Annotated in this window: 14 protein-coding genes, 1 rRNA gene and 1 riboswitch; of the genes, 4 read left to right on the top strand and 11 right to left on the bottom strand. The window is 51.2% G+C overall.

Features of this window, described 5'->3' with window-relative positions:
- From J1785_RS24175 to btuB, 3 genes are all read right to left on the bottom strand, one after another.
- Window positions 1–587 (bottom strand): 16S ribosomal RNA (locus J1785_RS24175); the annotation flags it as partial.
- A 402-nt stretch (window positions 588–989) separates the two neighbouring features.
- The gene (murI, locus tag J1785_RS24170; protein ID WP_129955347.1) at window positions 990–1,871 is read right to left on the bottom strand and encodes a glutamate racemase; all 882 of its coding nucleotides are present in this window, start codon (window positions 1,869–1,871) and stop codon (window positions 990–992) included.
- Entirely contained in the window at window positions 1,816–3,693 is a 1,878-nt protein-coding gene (gene btuB / locus J1785_RS24165) for a TonB-dependent vitamin B12 receptor BtuB (protein WP_129992178.1), read from the bottom strand. The genes murI and btuB overlap by 56 nt, the downstream gene beginning before the upstream one ends.
- A 71-nt stretch (window positions 3,694–3,764) precedes the next feature.
- Window positions 3,765–4,037: riboswitch (cobalamin riboswitch) on the bottom strand.
- 141 nt (window positions 4,038–4,178) lie between these two features.
- On the opposite strand from btuB, the gene trmA reads away from it, so the two are divergent.
- On the top strand, window positions 4,179–5,279 hold the full coding sequence (trmA, locus tag J1785_RS24160) for a tRNA (uridine(54)-C5)-methyltransferase TrmA (RefSeq protein WP_217220938.1): 1,101 nt from the start codon (window positions 4,179–4,181) through the stop codon (window positions 5,277–5,279).
- A 70-nt stretch (window positions 5,280–5,349) separates the two neighbouring features.
- Here the strand turns inward: trmA and bglB are convergent, their stop codons facing one another.
- From bglB to fabR, 4 genes are all read right to left on the bottom strand, one after another.
- The gene (gene bglB / locus J1785_RS24155; RefSeq protein ID WP_129955342.1) at window positions 5,350–6,489 is read right to left on the bottom strand and encodes a beta-galactosidase BglB; all 1,140 of its coding nucleotides are present in this window, start codon (window positions 6,487–6,489) and stop codon (window positions 5,350–5,352) included.
- A 24-nt stretch (window positions 6,490–6,513) separates the two neighbouring features.
- Window positions 6,514–8,100: an MFS transporter gene (locus J1785_RS24150; RefSeq protein WP_129955340.1), complete on the bottom strand. Its 1,587-nt coding sequence runs from the start codon at window positions 8,098–8,100 to the stop codon at window positions 6,514–6,516.
- Between the two features lie 274 nt (window positions 8,101–8,374).
- Window positions 8,375–8,734 carry a YijD family membrane protein gene (locus J1785_RS24145; RefSeq protein ID WP_129955338.1) on the bottom strand — a complete coding sequence of 120 codons (360 nt, stop codon included), beginning with the start codon at window positions 8,732–8,734 and terminating at the stop codon, window positions 8,375–8,377.
- Window positions 8,735–8,754: 20 nt separating this feature from the next.
- Complete coding sequence (fabR, locus tag J1785_RS24140) at window positions 8,755–9,390, bottom strand: HTH-type transcriptional repressor FabR (protein WP_217220937.1); 636 nt, start codon at window positions 9,388–9,390, stop codon at window positions 8,755–8,757.
- Window positions 9,391–9,602: 212 nt separating this feature from the next.
- Here fabR and sthA point away from each other — a divergent pair, with 212 nt between their 5' ends.
- Window positions 9,603–11,003 (top strand): Si-specific NAD(P)(+) transhydrogenase, encoded by a 1,401-nt coding sequence (sthA, locus tag J1785_RS24135; RefSeq protein ID WP_015699169.1) that lies wholly within the window; start codon window positions 9,603–9,605, stop codon window positions 11,001–11,003.
- Here the strand turns inward: sthA and oxyR are convergent.
- The gene (gene oxyR / locus J1785_RS24130) at window positions 10,986–11,909 is read right to left on the bottom strand and encodes a DNA-binding transcriptional regulator OxyR (RefSeq protein ID WP_129955334.1); all 924 of its coding nucleotides are present in this window, start codon (window positions 11,907–11,909) and stop codon (window positions 10,986–10,988) included. The genes sthA and oxyR overlap by 18 nt on opposite strands.
- A 160-nt stretch (window positions 11,910–12,069) precedes the next feature.
- Here oxyR and J1785_RS24125 point away from each other — a divergent pair, with 160 nt between their 5' ends.
- Window positions 12,070–12,831 (top strand): glutathione peroxidase, encoded by a 762-nt coding sequence (locus tag J1785_RS24125; protein WP_217220936.1) that lies wholly within the window; start codon window positions 12,070–12,072, stop codon window positions 12,829–12,831.
- A 113-nt stretch (window positions 12,832–12,944) separates the two neighbouring features.
- On the opposite strand, the gene argH is transcribed toward J1785_RS24125, so the two are convergent.
- The 3 genes from argH to argC all read right to left on the bottom strand — a co-directional run bounded on the left by argH (window position 12,945) and on the right by argC (window position 16,332).
- Window positions 12,945–14,318: an argininosuccinate lyase gene (argH, locus tag J1785_RS24120; protein WP_129955330.1), complete on the bottom strand. Its 1,374-nt coding sequence runs from the start codon at window positions 14,316–14,318 to the stop codon at window positions 12,945–12,947.
- A 104-nt stretch (window positions 14,319–14,422) separates the two neighbouring features.
- Complete coding sequence (gene argB / locus J1785_RS24115) at window positions 14,423–15,196, bottom strand: acetylglutamate kinase (protein ID WP_129955328.1); 774 nt, start codon at window positions 15,194–15,196, stop codon at window positions 14,423–14,425.
- Between the two features lie 131 nt (window positions 15,197–15,327).
- Window positions 15,328–16,332, bottom strand: coding sequence for an N-acetyl-gamma-glutamyl-phosphate reductase (argC, locus tag J1785_RS24110; protein ID WP_217220935.1), 1,005 nt, complete (start codon window positions 16,330–16,332; stop codon window positions 15,328–15,330).
- Window positions 16,333–16,469: 137 nt separating this feature from the next.
- Here argC and argE point away from each other — a divergent pair, with 137 nt between their 5' ends.
- Window positions 16,470–17,621: an acetylornithine deacetylase gene (gene argE / locus J1785_RS24105; protein ID WP_129992180.1), complete on the top strand. Its 1,152-nt coding sequence runs from the start codon at window positions 16,470–16,472 to the stop codon at window positions 17,619–17,621.
- The last annotated feature ends 96 nt before the right edge of the window (window positions 17,622–17,717 follow it).

Here is a 17,717-nt window from a genome sequence, read left to right as displayed (position 1 = left end):
CGCCTGCGTGCGCTTTACGCCCAGTAATTCCGATTAACGCTTGCACCCTCCGTATTACCGCGGCTGCTGGCACGGAGTTAGCCGGTGCTTCTTCTGCGAGTAACGTCAATCACCACACGTATTAAGTGTGATGCCTTCCTCCTCGCTGAAAGTGCTTTACAACCCTAAGGCCTTCTTCACACACGCGGCATGGCTGCATCAGGCTTGCGCCCATTGTGCAATATTCCCCACTGCTGCCTCCCGTAGGAGTCTGGACCGTGTCTCAGTTCCAGTGTGGCTGGTCATCCTCTCAGACCAGCTAGGGATCGTCGCCTAGGTGAGCCATTACCTCACCTACTAGCTAATCCCATCTGGGCACATCCGATGGCGTGAGGTCCGAAGATCCCCCACTTTGCTCTTTCGAGGTCATGCGGTATTAGCTACCGTTTCCAGTAGTTATCCCCCTCCATCAGGCAGTTTCCCAGACATTACTCACCCGTCCGCCGCTCGCCGGCAAAGTAGCAAGCTACTTCCCGCTGCCGCTCGACTTGCATGTGTTAGGCCTGCCGCCAGCGTTCAATCTGAGCCATGATCAAACTCTTCAATTAAAAGTTCGATTTGCTTAAACACGTTAAGCGGTGCTCAGAGATTACTTCGTAATAATTCACTAAATGAATTACTGCTTGGTCACTCTAAGACTTGATATTTTTTGCCACCGAAGTGGCTGATATCGTCTTGTGAGTGCCCACACAGATTGTCTGATAAATTGTTAAAGAGCATGCCGCGGTTCGCAAGGAATCTTATGCGGCGCGGGAGGCGTATATTACGTTTTCCCGCTGAAGAGTCAAGAGATTATTCATTCGAACATTCTTCTTTTTCTCTTCCTGGCCAGGCGACTTGTCAGTCGTTGTTCCCGGTCAGTGGAGGCGCATTATAGGGAGTTCTCAGAAGCCCGCAACCCCTAAAATACAAATAATTTACTGACCGCTGAATCTTTCATCAAATGCCGTTTAAAGCGGCAATTCCTGGATACTTCTGAAGCCATATGCTTGTAAAACAGGCAGCAAACTTTGCGCTTCTGCAGTCATCGCCATGCAATAAGCGACACACTCGATTTCCACATCGGCTTTTTTTACCGGGACCGGCACATGAGAAGTCTCAATTAGCCAATGTGCGCGCCTCGCAATCGCAGAACCCGAGTCGATCATACGCGTGCCATCGGGCAAAACCTGTGACAGCTCCTGCGAAAGCAACGGGAAATGGGTGCAACCTAACACCACCGTGTCGGGCGGTTCACGTAAACGCAGCCACGGATGCAGGATTTTCTTTATTGCGACTAACGAAACCTCTTCGCCATGCAGCTTCGCTTCTGCCAGTTCCACCAGTTCCGCAGAACCCAGCATCAGAATCTGACAATCCGTCGCAAAGCGAGCAACCAGGTCATGAGTATAAGGACGCTGAACTGTCGCACGAGTCGCCAGCAATCCGACCACGCCATTACGGGTTAATTTAGCCGCAGGTTTGATGGCGGGGACAACCCCGACAACAGGGCAACTGAATTTAGCGCGTAATGCAGGAAGGGAAACGGTACTCGCGGTATTACAGGCGATGACAATAACAGAGAGGGGATGACGTTTTGCGACAGCGCTGACAATTTCAACCACACGCTCAACGATAAACGCTTCGGATTTCTCCCCGTAGGGGAACGCCACATTATCGAAGGCATATATATAGTGCAGGTCCGGCAACATTTGCCGGACCTCATCATAAACCGATAACCCGCCGACGCCGGAATCGAAAACCAGCACTGTCGGGCGATCAGGCACTTGGGTTGTATCAGAAGGTATAGCTTCCAGTAAGGTTGTACTCACGTCCTGGTGTTTCGTAGCCATAAACCGTCTCGTAATCTTTATCAAAGAGGTTGGCAATTCTACCACGAACCGTGAGATGTGACGTTACCGGATATGACACCGCAAGATCCCAAAGACTCACGCCTCCCAGACGTACATTTTCACTGGTGTTGTAATTCTTATCGTATCGTTCACCCAAATACTGATAATTGAGCGACCAGTCAAAATCAGCGACTGTCCAGTCGAGCTGATATTTCGCCTGCTGTTTAGCGCGGCGTAATAAAATCTCGTTGGTTTCAGCATTGCGGGGATCTAAATATTCCAGTGTGACCTGATGCCTCAACGGGCCAGTATCGAAAGATCCGGTCCATTCAACCCCCTTGATTGTTGCCTTATCGACATTGTAATAACCGGATTGCTGATTGTCGTAACTGATCATCTGATCGATGTCATTACGATAAGCGGACAAACGCCAGTTTAATGGCCCGGTCAGGCCTTCCAGCCCACCTTCCCATTCTTTACTTTCTTCAGGCTTAAGATCGGCATTACCGCCAAAACTGCCATATAGCTGCCCCAGATTAGGCGCTTTAAAGGCTGTCCCGTAAGACGCAATCAAACGATAGCCGTCAATAAACTCCCAGGCAGCACTACTTTGCCAGGTACCATGTGAACCAAACTGTGAGTTATCGTCATTACGCACTGCGCCTTCAAAAGTGAAATCGCTCACTTTTTGCTGAGCTGTCGCGTATACACCCGTGTTTCGTTGGGTGTAGCCATCGGTAATATAATTGGTGCCTGGCTGAGTGCTGAGTTTCTGCCAGTCAGCGCCAGCGCTGAGGGTCCCCTGCCCTACCTGGAAAGTATTCCCCCATTGCAGGTTGTATTGATCCGAATCGTCCAGCGTTGCAGAAGCGGAATACGGACCGTATTTCGGGTCATAATTATAGTCTTTAGTATTGCTGTAGCTTCCGCTGATTTGCGTCGAATAGATCCCTTGCTGGAAGCGCAACCCGGTATCGTAAGTCCGGCTGTATAACTGGCGCGTGTCAGGCAACGCATCACTGTGTGCCGGGTCTGCGTAACTGTATGTTCCGTCATAGGCCGTGCGGTTATCAAAACCGTATGCGCGGGCAAAACCGCTGAACTGATCATTGAACTGATGCTCAAGACCTGCCCAGAGTGTCTTACTCATGAAGCCATCACGATCGGGCTGACGCGGATCACCGTAAGTATCCGGCAGATTCGCCACCACATCGGTCCCTTTTGTATAGGTATAGTTCCCCGCCAGCGTCAGAACCGTATTCTCACCGAGTTTCTGCTGCGTTGAGCCATCATAAGTCTGATAGCCATTTGATCCGATACCGGCTGTCAAAGTCGTGCCTAATTTATCGCGCGTGGTAATGATGTTAACCACGCCACCAATGGCATCGGAACCATAAACTGCGGAGCGTGGGCCACGAATAAACTCAATACGCTGAACAAGAGAAATAGGGATCTGACTGATATCCACCGCGCCGGAAATACCCGCCTGGTTAAGACGCACGCCATCCATCAGCACTAATGTGTGACTGGCATTCGTTCCGCGAACGAATAATGAAGTCTGCTGGCCCATTCCGCCGTTCTGAGCAATATCCACGCCTGGTAAACGACGCAATACATCAGCTACGGATTTGGACTGCCATCTGTCAATATCTTCACGCGTGACGATATCCGTCGGCGCTAATACAGAAGAAACAGGTTGTGGAAAACGGTTGGCAGTAACGACCATGTCATCGCTGCTGTTTGTGGAAGTGTTGTCCTGCGCCCACCCTGAAAAAGCCGTGACGGATAATGCCGTCAGCAGCACATGCTTTTTAATTGTCATAAATCGAGCATCCAAACTTAATTGGCGGATGCCGCAGAGGATCACCGACGGTATTTCGCGACGACGATGATTAATGCGACGTAACATCGGCAGGTCTTCGGACTTAGGATTTGCAGGCTAATTAATTACATCGTAATCAATTAAAATATCCGCACCGGGCGATGACTTCCCATTTCCTCTTCCCTCTTGCCTTTATATAAAAAGGGAAAGAGAAAAAAGAAACAGTGTCTGCATAATAAAGAATGCTATCGCCGTGATTTCCCCATACCGCTGCGCGCCAGTTCCGGATTCACACCGGATTCCCTTTTAACTCAGTCAATGAGGCCGAAACGCAATCCTACGATCAACCCATTTGGAAATCCAGACATCCGTAATGTCGGATGAACTTTCCTGATATAAATACAACAAAGGTAGACATAGGGGAGACTTTCCCTACAATCCCCCGCAAAGTTTGCCCATTTACTTCCTGTTAGACGAGATAACCGATGACGCCTGAAAACCTGCCCATTGAACACTACGACGACCAGCTGGCGGAAAAGACCGCACGTCTCACGGCGATGATGTCGCCTTTTAATGCGCCGCAGCCTGACGTTTTCCGTTCTCCTGTCAGCCATTACCGTATGCGCGCCGAGTTCCGCGTCTGGCATGATGAAGGCGATTTGTACCACATCATGTTCGATCAGCAGACCAAAGCCCGCGTGCGTGTGGATCAGTTCCCGATCGCCAGCGAATTGATTAACCGTCTGATGCCAGTGCTTATCGCGGCCATCAGGCAGGATCCGGCATTGCGCCGCAAGATTTTTCAGATCGACTATTTATCGACCCGCAGCGGCAAAATCATCGCCTCGCTGCTTTACCACCGTAAGCTTGATGACGAATGGCAGCAGGCTGCCAGTACTCTGCGCGACCACCTGCGCGCCGAGGGATTTGATATCCATCTGATTGGCCGTGCCGCCAAAACCAAAATCATGCTCGACCAGGATTATGTCGACGAGGTCCTTCCGGTGGCTGGCCGCGATATGATTTATCGTCAGGTGGAAAACAGTTTCACCCAGCCAAACGCTGAGATGAATATTCAGATGCTGGAATGGGCGCTGAAGGCCACGGAAAACTCGACCGGCGATTTGCTTGAGCTTTACTGCGGTAACGGCAACTTCTCGCTGGCTCTGGCGCGTAACTTCCGCCGGGTGCTGGCAACAGAAATCGCCAAGCCTTCCGTGGCTGCGGCACAATTCAACATTGCAGCTAACCAGATTGATAATGTGCAAATTATCCGCATGGCGGCTGAAGATTTTACCCAGGCGCTCAATGGGGTGCGCGAATTCCGTCGTCTGCAGGAGGTGGATTTAAGCGGATATGAATGCAACACGATTTTTGTCGATCCGCCACGCAGCGGACTGGATGACGAAACCGTGAAAATGGTCGCGGGCTACGAACGTATTCTTTATATCTCCTGCAATCCGGAAACACTGTGTGCAAATCTGGAAACCCTGAGCAAAACGCACCGCGTCACGCGTCTGGCGTTGTTTGATCAGTTCCCGTACACCCACCATATGGAATCGGGTGTGCTGCTGGAAAAATTCTGACAGCGAATGGAAAAACAAAAACGGGCACCTTCTGAGTGCCCGTTTTTATATCATTCCGTTATCCACAATATTATAAATAAACACGCATATATTCTGACAGACACAGGATAGCCATCGCCTGCCCGTAAGGCATTGAGGTCAGCGCGATTTCACGGTAAAAATCGAGATCGTTACCCATCGCCGTACCGAATGACGTTTGCGTCAGTTCCCCTGCGGGATTGATGTGCTTAATTACACCCTGAATGGCTTTTTCCGCTACCGGCGCATATGACGCGTCAATATAACGTTTACGCACGGCTTTCAGAATGCCGTAGGCGAAACCGGCAGTCGCTGAGCTTTCAAGATAAGACTGCGGGTCATCAAGCAGCGTATGCCACAAACCGCTATCGTCCTGACATTTTGCCAGCGCACTGACCTGACTTTCCAGCACCTGCAATAAATAGCGGCGGGTGGCGTTGTTTTCCGGCAAATCCACCAGTTCAAGAAATTCCGGGATAGCAATCGTCAGCCAGCTGTTACCGCGCGCCCAGCGGGCCTGAGCAAAGTTATGATGGCCGTCAAATGTCCAGCCGTGGAACCACAGACCAGTCTCGCGATCCATGAGATATTGCACGTGCATCAGGAACTGATACGTCGCTTCTTCGACAAACTCCGGGCGACCCAGCAATGTACCGATTTTCGCCAGCGGCAGCACGCTCATCATCAGCGTGTCGTCCCACATTTGCTGATGATTTTCGTTATTATAAACAATGTGCTGCATCGCACCTTTGTCTGTGCGCGGCATTTCGTACATTACCCATTCAGCCCAGCGCTCCAGATAAGGACGCCATGCCGCATTACCGGTTTCCTCGTAGCGATACGCCAGCGTCAGGAACGGGCTCATGGTATTAACGTTCTTGGTCGGTGTACCTTCCGCCAGACGCGCAGTAAACCAGTCATCTATCACCGCACGCATTTTTTCGTCGCCGGTCTGTTGATAATACTGATAAATTCCATAAAGCCCGATGCCGTGCGTCCATTCCCAGCCCGCCCAGCCTTTGGTATCAATCACGCGGCCATCGTCCAACCGCAGCAGGAACTCACCGGTTTTATCTTCGATATTCACCAGATTGTTGGTCACGTTGTGGATCAGCGATTTCAGTTCCCCGCGGGAAATGAAATGTTCCGGCTGTCGCAGCAAAGCACTGTGTTTAACTTCAAAAACTTTCATGGTGTTCTCCTGTGAACTCAAAATTTATAAACGTCCCTGGACCGGCATTTCGGCAGTATTTTCACGGGTAAGCTTTTCAGGGGGCGGGTTATTGCGATGCAGATAACCGATGTTGTTATTACCCCACAGCGATTCATATTTCATCCCCGTCAGCATTTCGACCGTAGCGCGGTCTTCCGGCGTAATTTGCTCCGGCACGATACGGTTAGCATCACGCATTTTCTGCGTTTCGCGGGTCAGCACGCCGTGTGTTTTCTGGTTAAGACGGAAGAACAGAGAGATGGTGAAACCGATACTGAGCATCAGCAGGGAACCCACCACCAACACGCCAAGGATAGTATGACCGACTGCCGGAACCTGCTGGCTTTGTCCGGAAACAAACCCGGCCAGTTGTAAGATAATACCCACCAGCATCACCGCACCGGCCTGTGACGCCTTACGGGTCAGTGTCATCACGCCGGCGAAAATCCCTTCGCGGCGCTGGCCGGTGATAGTTTCATCAACGTCAGCGATATAGGTGTAAATGTTCCACGGCACGTAGTTGATCCCCCCACGGCCCAGACCGGCCAGCGCGGAAATTAACAACAATAATGACATCGAGTCATTCATGCCTGCGTAATAGAGTAAGCCGTAAGAGATAGCGGCCAGCCCGAACAGAGAAACAGCCAGACGATAAGAAGGCGCAGGGCCAAAGCGGATACACAGTGGGATCATGCCGATCACCGCCACAAATTGCAGGATGGCCATCATGCCCATAAGGTTGGAGGCCGTGGCAGCACTTTGCATCAGCACGAACACCACGTAATAGGTGAACACGGCGTTAAACACGTCCTGCGCGATATACCCGCCCAGATATAACCCCAGATGCTGACGGAAAATTTTGATGCGCAGCGTCGAGGATAATTCGACTTTCAGGCGTTTCAGGCTTTGCGCCAGGGTCAGTTGCTGACGTTCGCGCTCAATTTTCTTCGTGGCTTCAGATTTGAGCTCTTCCGGTCTTTCCCAGGTAAAGAAATACACCAGCGTCAGAACGAATGCGCAGATTACGGCAAAGACCAGGCTCGAATAGAAGAAGGAGATGGCGTTATCTTTACCAAAATGCTGCAACAGAATACCCGGCAGGAAGGCCGCCAGAATCGCTGACAACTGTGCCAAAGCAATACGGGCGCCGGAGAATTTAGTTTTCTGTTTGAAATCATCGGTCATTTCCGGCACCAATGTTTCATACGGCACCAGAATCATCGTGTAAACAATATCAAACAGCAGATAGGTCAGCAGATAATAGGCATATCCCATATCGCCCACCCACATAAAGCTGTAGCTGAACACGCAGGGAATGCCTAACAGGATGAAGAATTTGCGGCGACCGAATCGCTTACCGAGCCAGGTATTGCCGAAGTTATCGGTGAGATACCCCATCAGCGGACTCAGTACGGCATCAGCGACGCGTGCGGTGGCAAAAATAAATGTCGCTTCGATGGGCGAGAGCCCGCAGAACGTGGTGTAAAAATAGAGCAGCCACGCTGCGGTCAGGGCTGTCGTCCCCGCCCCCAGAAAATCGCCTGACCCATAGGCGATGTAATTAAAGAATCCGATTTTACGTGTTTTCATTGCCGTGTTGCCTCTGTTAAATCACCTATAGGCGTAGGCGGAATGCGAACGAAAATATTTCGTCCGGCCATGATTCAAATTAACGGGGAGCAGGAATGAAAACCTTTTGGTTTTTGCCACTCAAACGAACTTTATGGCAAAAAAATGAAGAAGTGGGCGATCAATCTCTAAATATTGAACATCGGTTTGATATTAATGAAATGACAGTTCATTAACTGGCGGGAAATAATAAAAGGCAATCCGCAGATTGCCTCGTTGGGTTATCAGAAAGGGACTACTGCGAGGAAGACTTACGTTTTTTAAGCTTCAGACCTATCCAGAAGATCAGCGCCACACAAATCACCGACGGCACGAAGTTCGAGCCCAGTTCAGGGTATTCCGCGCGCACAATGGTGCTGTACAGCAACAGCCCCAGCAGAAAGCAAGCCGCGGCTAAAACCGGTAACCCTTTCGGCATTTCACTGCGGTGGTAACGAACGTGCAGGCAATACACCGCTAACACCAGAGAAATGATCGGGAAGATCGAAAACGTTACGACAGAACTGAATAACGCATCGAAAGTGCCATTAATCGACAGCCCGGCAATCAAAGCCAAAACCAGAGTGCCATTATCCTGGTTCGGTTGTTCGGTCATTTTCTTTACCTCTGGTCATATTATTGAGGGGGAGTCACGGCCGTCCGTTCCTGCTGACGGCGATACCAGTAATATGCGCCTTTGGAAATCATCCGCAGCTGCAATACCAGCCGCTCTTCCAGCTGGCGGCGCTGTGCAATATCCACATCCAGCGCTTCCGCACCGGCGTTAAAAACGATGATAACCATCGCCTCAGCCTGCGCTTCGGTAAAACTGCGCGGCATATGGTTTTCGAGTTGCAGATAATCGGCAAGTTCCGCAATAAAATGCTGAATTTCGCGGGCGACGGCGGCACGAAACGCCGATGACGTACCGGAGCGTTCACGCAACAACAGACGAAATGCGTTGGGATTGTTACCGATGAATTCCATAAATGTGGAGACTGAGGTGCGGATCACGCTGCCACCTTTCGCAATGCGCTGGCGTGCCTGGCGCATCAGCTGACGCAGCATCAGCCCGCTTTCATCAACCATTGTCAGGCCCAGTTCATCCATATCGCGAAAATGCCGGTAAAAGGAGGTTGGCGCGATGCCTGCCTCGCGGGAAACCTCACGCAGACTCAGACTCGCAAAGCTGCGCTCGGCACTGAGCTGGCTGAAAGCCGCCTCAATCAGTGAACGACGCGTGCGCTCTTTTTGTTGTGCTCTTACGCCCATAACCTTCATCCGGATAGTATTCTTCTTTTTGATTATTCGCCTGATATCGCTTCACTATATCAAAATTTTTAGCGGTCGGAGCCAAAGATACAACAGCATAAAGTGGGTCAGAATGTTGCTGCATTACCATTAAATGACAACTGCATGTGGGGTAAATAGGTGTAATATGTTACTTTCTCGTTGTGATTTTGTATAAAAATAGGTTTCGAACTATGCCACAGCACTCACATTTTGATGCCATCATCATTGGCTCAGGTCCTGGCGGAGAAGGCGCTGCCATGGGACTGGTTAAACAAGGCGCCCGGGTTGCTGTCATCGAACGCTATAACAATGTCGGTGGCGGATGTACTCACTGGGGAACCATCCCTTCCAAAGCATTGCGCCACGCCGTCAGCAGAATCATCGAATTTAACCAAAACCCGCTCTACAGCGATAACTCCCGCACAATGAGCTCCACTTTCCCGGACATCCTGCGTCACGCCGATTCAGTGATTAATCAGCAAACACGTATGCGCCAGGGTTTCTATGAGAGAAACCAATGCCAGCTGTTCTCGGGTGATGCCAGTTTTGTGGATGCCAATACCATCAGTATCCGCTACGCCGATAACACACACGAAGTGATTACCGCAGATAACATTGTGATTGCCTGCGGCTCGCGCCCGTACCGGCCTGCCAATGTCGATTTTGGTCATCCGCGCATTTACGACAGCGATTTGATCCTCGAACTGAGCCATGAGCCACGCCACGTGATTATTTACGGCGCGGGGGTGATCGGCTGCGAATATGCGTCAATCTTCCGCGGTCTGAACGTCAAAGTAGACTTAATCAATACCCGTGACCGCCTGCTGTCTTTCCTCGATCAGGAAATGTCAGATGCGCTGTCCTATCACTTCTGGAATAACGGTGTGGTCATCCGCCACAACGAAGAGTTCGAGATGATCGAAGGCGTGGAAGACGGTGTGATCATGCACCTCAAATCCGGTAAAAAAGTGAAGGCTGATGCGCTGCTGTATGCCAACGGACGCACGGGTAACACCGATAAACTGGGTCTGGAGAATATTGGTCTGGAAGCTGACAGCCGCGGGCTGCTGAAAGTGAACAGCATGTATCAGACTGCGCTGTCACATATTTATGCGGTAGGTGACGTCATTGGCTATCCAAGTCTGGCATCAGCGGCTTATGATCAGGGCCGGATTGCCGCGCAGGCCATGATTCAGGGCGAAGCGAAAGTCCACCTTATCGAAAACATTCCGACCGGTATTTATACCATCCCTGAAATCAGTTCCGTGGGTAAAACCGAGCAGGAACTGACGGCGATGAAAGTGCCATACGAAGTGGGCCGCGCACAGTTTAAACATCTGGCACGCGCACAAATTGCGGGTATGAACGTGGGCAGCCTGAAGCTCCTGTTCCACCGGGATACTAAAGAAATTCTGGGGATTCACTGCTTTGGTGAACGTGCGGCCGAGATTATTCACATCGGCCAGGCGATTATGGAACAGAAAGGTGAAGGTAATACTATCGAGTATTTCGTTAATACCACCTTCAACTATCCGACCATGGCAGAAGCCTATCGCGTTGCGGCACTGAACGGATTAAACCGCCTTTTTTAACACTGCAGTTCGGTCCATGTAAGGCTGCATGTGCTCTTTGATGGCTTCCGCAAGTTGCTCGTAACGCCCGCGCAGTGGCGAACCGGGACGATATACCAGCGCGATTGTGCGTCGCGGTTCCGGTTTGTCACACGTCAGATACGTCACTCCGTCACGGCTGCGCTCATTGGGCACAGCCAGGGATGGCAGCAAGGTAATCCCGCTGCCCGCCGCCACCATATTACGCAGCGTTTCCAGACTGGTTGCCCGGAAATGGGTATCTTCATCCGCCCCCGCCTGGAAGCAGAAACCGAGTGCCTGATCACGCAGGCAATGCCCGTCTTCCAGCATCAGTAATTTTTCACCCGCCAGATCGGCCATCGCCACACGATCGCGCGATGCCCACGGATGATCATCGTAGATCGCCAGCCTCATCGGCTCATCAAACAACGGCACTTCAATAAACGCTTCGCTCTCTTTTACCAGCGCCAGAATCGCACAGTCGAGTTTTCCGCTGTCAAGCTGAGACAGTAACTGATGGGTTTGCGCCTCATGCAGATACATTTCCAGTTTCGGGAAGGTTTTATGCAACGAGGGGATAATCTGAGGCAGCAGATAAGGCCCGACTGTCGGGATCAGGCCGATATGCATCGGGCCGGACATCGCTTCGCCTTGTTGACTCGCCATCTCTTTCAGAACTTTCACTTCACGCAACACCGTGCGCGCCTGATCCACCAGCAACAAACCGGCTTGCGTAAACAGCACTTTGCGGCTGGTTCTTTCAAGCAACATAACGCCAAGTTCATCTTCCAGTTTACGTATCTGACCACTTAATGTCGGCTGGCTGACATGGCATGAATCTGCTGCGCGTCGAAAATGACGAAACTCAGCCAGTGCCACCAGATACTCTAGATCACGAATGTTCATTTTTCCTCCAGTCCCTAAAAGGCAATGCGATAGTCGTTAACGATAGATAAGATAGCAATCAACGATTATATCTATCAACTACTATCGTGAATAATGCTTTCCAACAAGGCAGAAATGCCGAAAAAACTTTCTATTTTATTGATTAATTAAGAGGTTATTCATGTTTGCAAGCCAGGAAGGTAGACACGTACCGCACATTACTTTTCACACCCGACAGGGCGATCAATGGGTAGATCTCTCCAGCGACAATCTGTTTAAAAATAAAACAGTGATCGTATTTTCATTGCCGGGTGCATTCACCCCGACCTGTTCTTCGAGTCACCTGCCACGTTACAACGAACTGGCTCCGGTGTTTAAAAACCACGGCGTCGACAGCATCCTGTGCGTTTCCGTGAATGACACCTTCGTGATGAACGCCTGGAAAGCCGAACAGAACGCCTCCAACATCACTTTCATCCCGGACGGTAACGGTGAATTCACCAAAGGGATGGACATGCTGGTAGAGAAAGCGGATTTAGGCTTCGGCCCGCGTTCATGGCGTTATTCCATGCTGGTACGCAACGGTGTCGTCGAGAAAATGTTCGTTGAGCCAAATAAGCCAGGCGACCCGTTTGAAGTGTCTGATGCTGACACCATGCTCAAGTATCTGGCACCAGAATTTAAAGTGCAGGAATCCGTGTCCGTATTCACCAAACCGGGCTGTCCGTTCTGTGCGAAAGCCAAACAAATGTTGCAGGAACGCGGCATTCAGTATGAAGAAATTGTATTAGGTAAAGACGCGACCACCGTCAGCCTGCGCGCCGTGACGGGCCGGGCAACAGTGCCGCAAGTCTTTATCGGTGGACGCCACATCGGGGGAAGTGACGATCTGGAGGTTTACCTCCATTCAGAAATACAAGACGTGTGCGAAGTGGCACAGTAAGCGTCAATAAGGATCTGCTGTAAGCAGTAAGGCAAGAAATCCCTGCATTACCGACAAAAAAGCAAAGTAAGACTACGTGAATTTTCGGCGGATCTATGATCCGCCTTTTTTATTTACGCTAAACGCGCCTTCGCATCAGCAATCGCCTGTGCAACCTGCTGCGGAGAAACACCGCCTTTAGCGGCTCGTTTGTCGAGACAAGATTGCAGTTCGAGAATGGCGTAAACATCGTCGCCAATCACGCTGCTGAATTTCTGCAAATCTGCCAGCGGTAATTCTTCCAGCGCTTTGCCCTGATTAATCGCTTCCACTACCGCTTCACCCACAATATGGTGCGCCTCACGGAACGGAACACCCTTGGCAACCAGATAATCTGCCAGTTCGGTGGAGTTAGCATAGCCCTGTTGCGCGGCTTCTTTTGCCCTTGGGCGTTTTACCTGAATACCATCCAGCACCAGCGATGCCATGTTCAGACAATCCATCCAGGTATCGAGTGCGTCGAACAGCCCTTCTTTATCTTCCTGCATGTCTTTGTTGTACGCCAGCGGAAGACCCTTCATCGTCATCATCATACCGGTAAGCGCGCCCTGCACACGACCGCACTTACCACGGATCAGCTCCAGTGCATCCGGATTCTTCTTCTGTGGCATCAGGGAAGAGCCGGAGGTGACACGATCGGACAAATCGATAAACGCCGCTTCACCGGTATTGAAGAAAATCAGGTCTTCTGCAAAACGTGAAAGGTGAACCATGCTGATGGCCGCGTTGGAAAGCAGCTCCAGAACATGGTCACGATCAGAAACACTGTCGAGGCTGTTACGTGTCGCAGAAGCGAAACCTAACCAGCCAGCCAGTTGTTCGCGATCCATCGGATAGGCAGTACCGGCCAGTGCGCCACAGCCCAGCGGACTGACGTCCAGACGAGCCAGCGTGTCTTTCAGGCGGCTTTCGTCACGCGCCAGCATTTCAACATACGCCATGCACCAGTGCGCAAACGTCACCGGCTGGGCGCGTTGCAGATGGGTGTAACCCGGCATCACGGCGTCCTGATTGGCTTCGGCCGTGGCGACCAGCGCCTGCTGCAAATGATGCAGCGCCTCACGCAGTTCAACCACCTGTGTTTTACACCACAGTTTGATGTCAGTCGCGACCTGATCGTTACGGCTGCGGCCGGTGTGCAATTTCTTACCGAGATTGCCAACTTTGTCGATCAGTTTGCCTTCAACCCAACTATGAATATCTTCGGCATCACTGGCTAAAATAGCGCGGGGATTGGCACGGACTTCTTCCAGCAACACAGTCAATGCGTCTTCCAGCTGAAGCTGTTCGTCAGCGGTTAATACATTCACAGTCACCAGCGCTTTGGACCAGGCTACCGAGCCCACAATATCCTGCTCCGCCAGTCGGTAATCGAAACGCAGTGAGTCATTCAGTTCTTTAAACCGCTGATCTGCTGCCTGAGTAAAACGTCCGCCCCAAAGTGCCATTTTCCTGCTCCTGAAATTTTTTATGCAAAAGGGCGCAATATGGCTGCGCCCTGACAAAAGTGTGTACCGAATGCGCGTCAGATTTAAACCTGCCGGGAGGTGAATTACCCCAGAATGCGTGTTCCGATCGCAACGCCATTAAACAGTGCGGGTAATTGCTCAGCGTGACGCCAGCTGGCGATATCCACAGGACGTCCGAGAGAACGTGCAGCGTCCAGCGCAGCGTTAACTTTGACGATCATGCCATCGGTGATAATACCCTGCCCGATAAGCTGTTCGGCTTTCTCTGCACTCATTTCCGGAATACGCTGGCCTTTGCCATCAAGAATTCCGCTGACATCAGACAGCAGGATCAGATCCGCGCCCAGCGTGGCCGCCAGTGCAGTTGCTGCCTGATCGGCGTTAACATTCATCAGCTCACCGGTTGCGGTGATGCCAATAGAACTGACAATCGGCAGGTAGCCTGCGCCATGCAATGTGTTAATCAGCGCCGGATCACCCGCTTCGGCTTTACCGACGAAGCCCAGTGATGCATCCAGTTGCGTAACGCTGACGGTGCCGCCGTCAGCCAGAGACAGGCCAACCGCGTTGATGTGATTTTTGACCGCCCACGCCAACAGAGTTTTGTTCGCGCTGCCGGCGAGTGCACCCGTGATAATGTCAATCTGATCAGCCGGTGTCACGCGCAGACCGGCTTTTTTCACGACAGGCAGATTCAGCTTTTTCATCAGCTCGTCAACCAGGCAGCCACCACCATGAACAATAACCAGCGGGCGGTGATATTCCTGGCGATAAGCCACTATTGCCATGAACAGGCGCTCAAGTGCTTCTTCATTGTCCAGCAACACACCACCTAACTTGATGACTAACGGATTCATAGCTGTTCGCGCCCCGACCGGTTGAGAATGTTAATTAATAACAATACGTTTAATTTAATCTAACACCCCTGCGCGTCTGAATAAACGCTCAGGGGCGGTTGTTTTCTGTTTACAGTCAATCTGACGGCTGGTTAAAGCAATGATTGTGTTTCCGGGAAGCCGAAACGGATATTCATGCACTGAACTGCCTGAGCAGACGCGCCTTTGAGCACGTTATCTTCCGTCGCTACCACAATCAGATGTTCACCTTTCACCGCAAAACCGATATCGCAGAATGGCAGACCGACCACATCTTTCAGCGCCGGGACGCCTTTGGTGTACAAACGTACCAGCGGTTTATCGTGATACGCATTATGGAAGGCTTCCGCCACGTCCTGCTCCGTCACACCCGCGTTCACACGGCAGGTGATAGTCGCCAGAATACCGCGCGGAAAATTGCCCAAATGCGGCGTGAAAATCACCGGCACGCCAAGATGTTCGGCAATTTCTGGCTGATGACGGTGGCTGAAGAGTTTGTAAGGCTGAAGACTGACTTCGCAGAAACTGTTGCCGAGTGTCGCTTTACGGCCAGCGCCGCTGACACCGCTGGTGGCATTGATGACCGGCCACTGGCTGTCATTAAGCAAACCATTGTCGATAAGGGGTTTGAGCGCCAGCTGTGACGCGGTCGGGTAACAGCCCGGAACAGCAATCAGCTGTGCGTCTTTTAATTTGTCAGCCTGCCATTCGGCCAGGCCGTATACAGCCTGATCGAGCAGTTCGAGATGCTGATGCTCAAAGCCGTAGAATTCAGTGTAAAACTCAGGTTTGCTGACGCGGAAAGCACCGGACAGGTCAAACACCACGCAGCCAGCCGCCAGAAACTGTGGTGCTAAATCGTGGCTGACTTCATGCGCTGTCGCCAGAAAAACAACATCGACACCTTTCGCTGCTTCAGCCACATCAGTCAGAGGCAAAACAGGCAAATCGACGATGCCTTTTAATTGAGGATGCAAATCAGAAAGTAATTTTCCTGCATCTGCACTTTGCGCTGAAACCGTTAAACCGGTTATGTTCATCTGTGGATGGCGATTCAGGTAAGCAGCGAGTTCAGCTCCGGCATAACCTGTGGCACCAACAATCAGCGTATTCAACATAGGGCTTGTTCACCTTCTCAATTTTGGGGTAGGGCCGGATGAATTTTTTTCCGGTTTCCTTACGCGCTGGCTTATTGTATTTTTATTCACAATTATTGCATGAATATGAATACTACCCTAACTAAAGGCTGTCAACAGTGAAGATGAAATTACCTCCTTTTATTGAGCTCTACCGGGCGTTAATCGCCACCCCTTCCATCAGCGCGACAGATGCTGCACTGGACCAGAGCAATGAAACGTTAATCAATTTACTGGCAGGCTGGTTCGGTGATTTAGGCTTCAAAGTCGAAGTGCAACCCGTTCCAGGAACACGCCATAAATTCAACATGTTAGCCAGTACTGGCGAAGGCGCGGGTGGTTTACTGCTGGCAGGCCATACCGATACCGTTCCGTTCGATGATGGCCGCTGGACACGTGATCCTTTCACCCTGACCGAGCATGAAAATAAGCTCTATGGTTTAGGGACTGCCGACATGAAAGGTTTCTTCGCCTTTATCCTCGATTCACTGCGCGATGTTGATCTGACTAAACTGACTAAACCGCTGTATATTTTGGCGACTGCGGATGAAGAAACCACGATGGCCGGTGCCAGCTATTTTTCCAAAAACGCAAAGATCCGCCCTGACTGCGCCATCATCGGTGAACCTACTTCGCTCAAGCCGGTTCGTGCACACAAGGGACATCTGTCAAATGCTATTCGTATCACCGGTCAGTCCGGCCACTCCAGTGATCCGTCCCGCGGCGTGAACGCTATTGAACTGATGCACGAATCGATTACCCATTTAATGACGCTGCGCAATACGCTGAAAAGCCGTTACAACCACAGTGGTTTCGTGATCCCGTACCCGACCATGAACTTTGGTTATATCAACGGCGGCGATGCGCCAAACCGCATTTGCGCGTGCTGCGAAATGCATATGGATATCCGCCCGCTGCCGGGTCTGACGCTGACTGAGATTGACGGTCTGCTGAACGAAGCGCTGGCCCCGGTCAGTGAACGCTGGCCGGGACGTATTGAGATTGAAGAACTGCATCCGCCCATCCCGGGTTATGAATGTCCGCCGGATCACCCGCTGGTACAGGTAGTCGAAAAACTGCTGGGTGTGGAAACAGAAATTGTTAACTACTGCACCGAGGCACCGTTTATTCAGGAACTGTGTCCGACACTGGTACTCGGACCGGGTTCTATCGATCAGGCGCATCAGCCAGATGAATATATTGATATGGCGTTCATTAAACCGACTCGCGAGCTGATTTCTCAGGTCGTTCATCATTTCTGCTATCACTGATACTGAATGACGCACTGATGAAGAAACAAACAGGGCGCTTACGGGCGCCCTTTGATACTGTACAACGTTGCTATTGAACAAAAGCAGGATTAGCCA

It is taken from the genome of Rahnella perminowiae (genome assembly GCF_019049755.1).
Taxonomy (GTDB): Bacteria; Pseudomonadota; Gammaproteobacteria; order Enterobacterales; family Enterobacteriaceae; genus Rahnella; species Rahnella perminowiae.
Note: the sequence above shows the minus strand (reverse complement) of the source record. Positions and strands in the feature narration are given on the sequence as shown.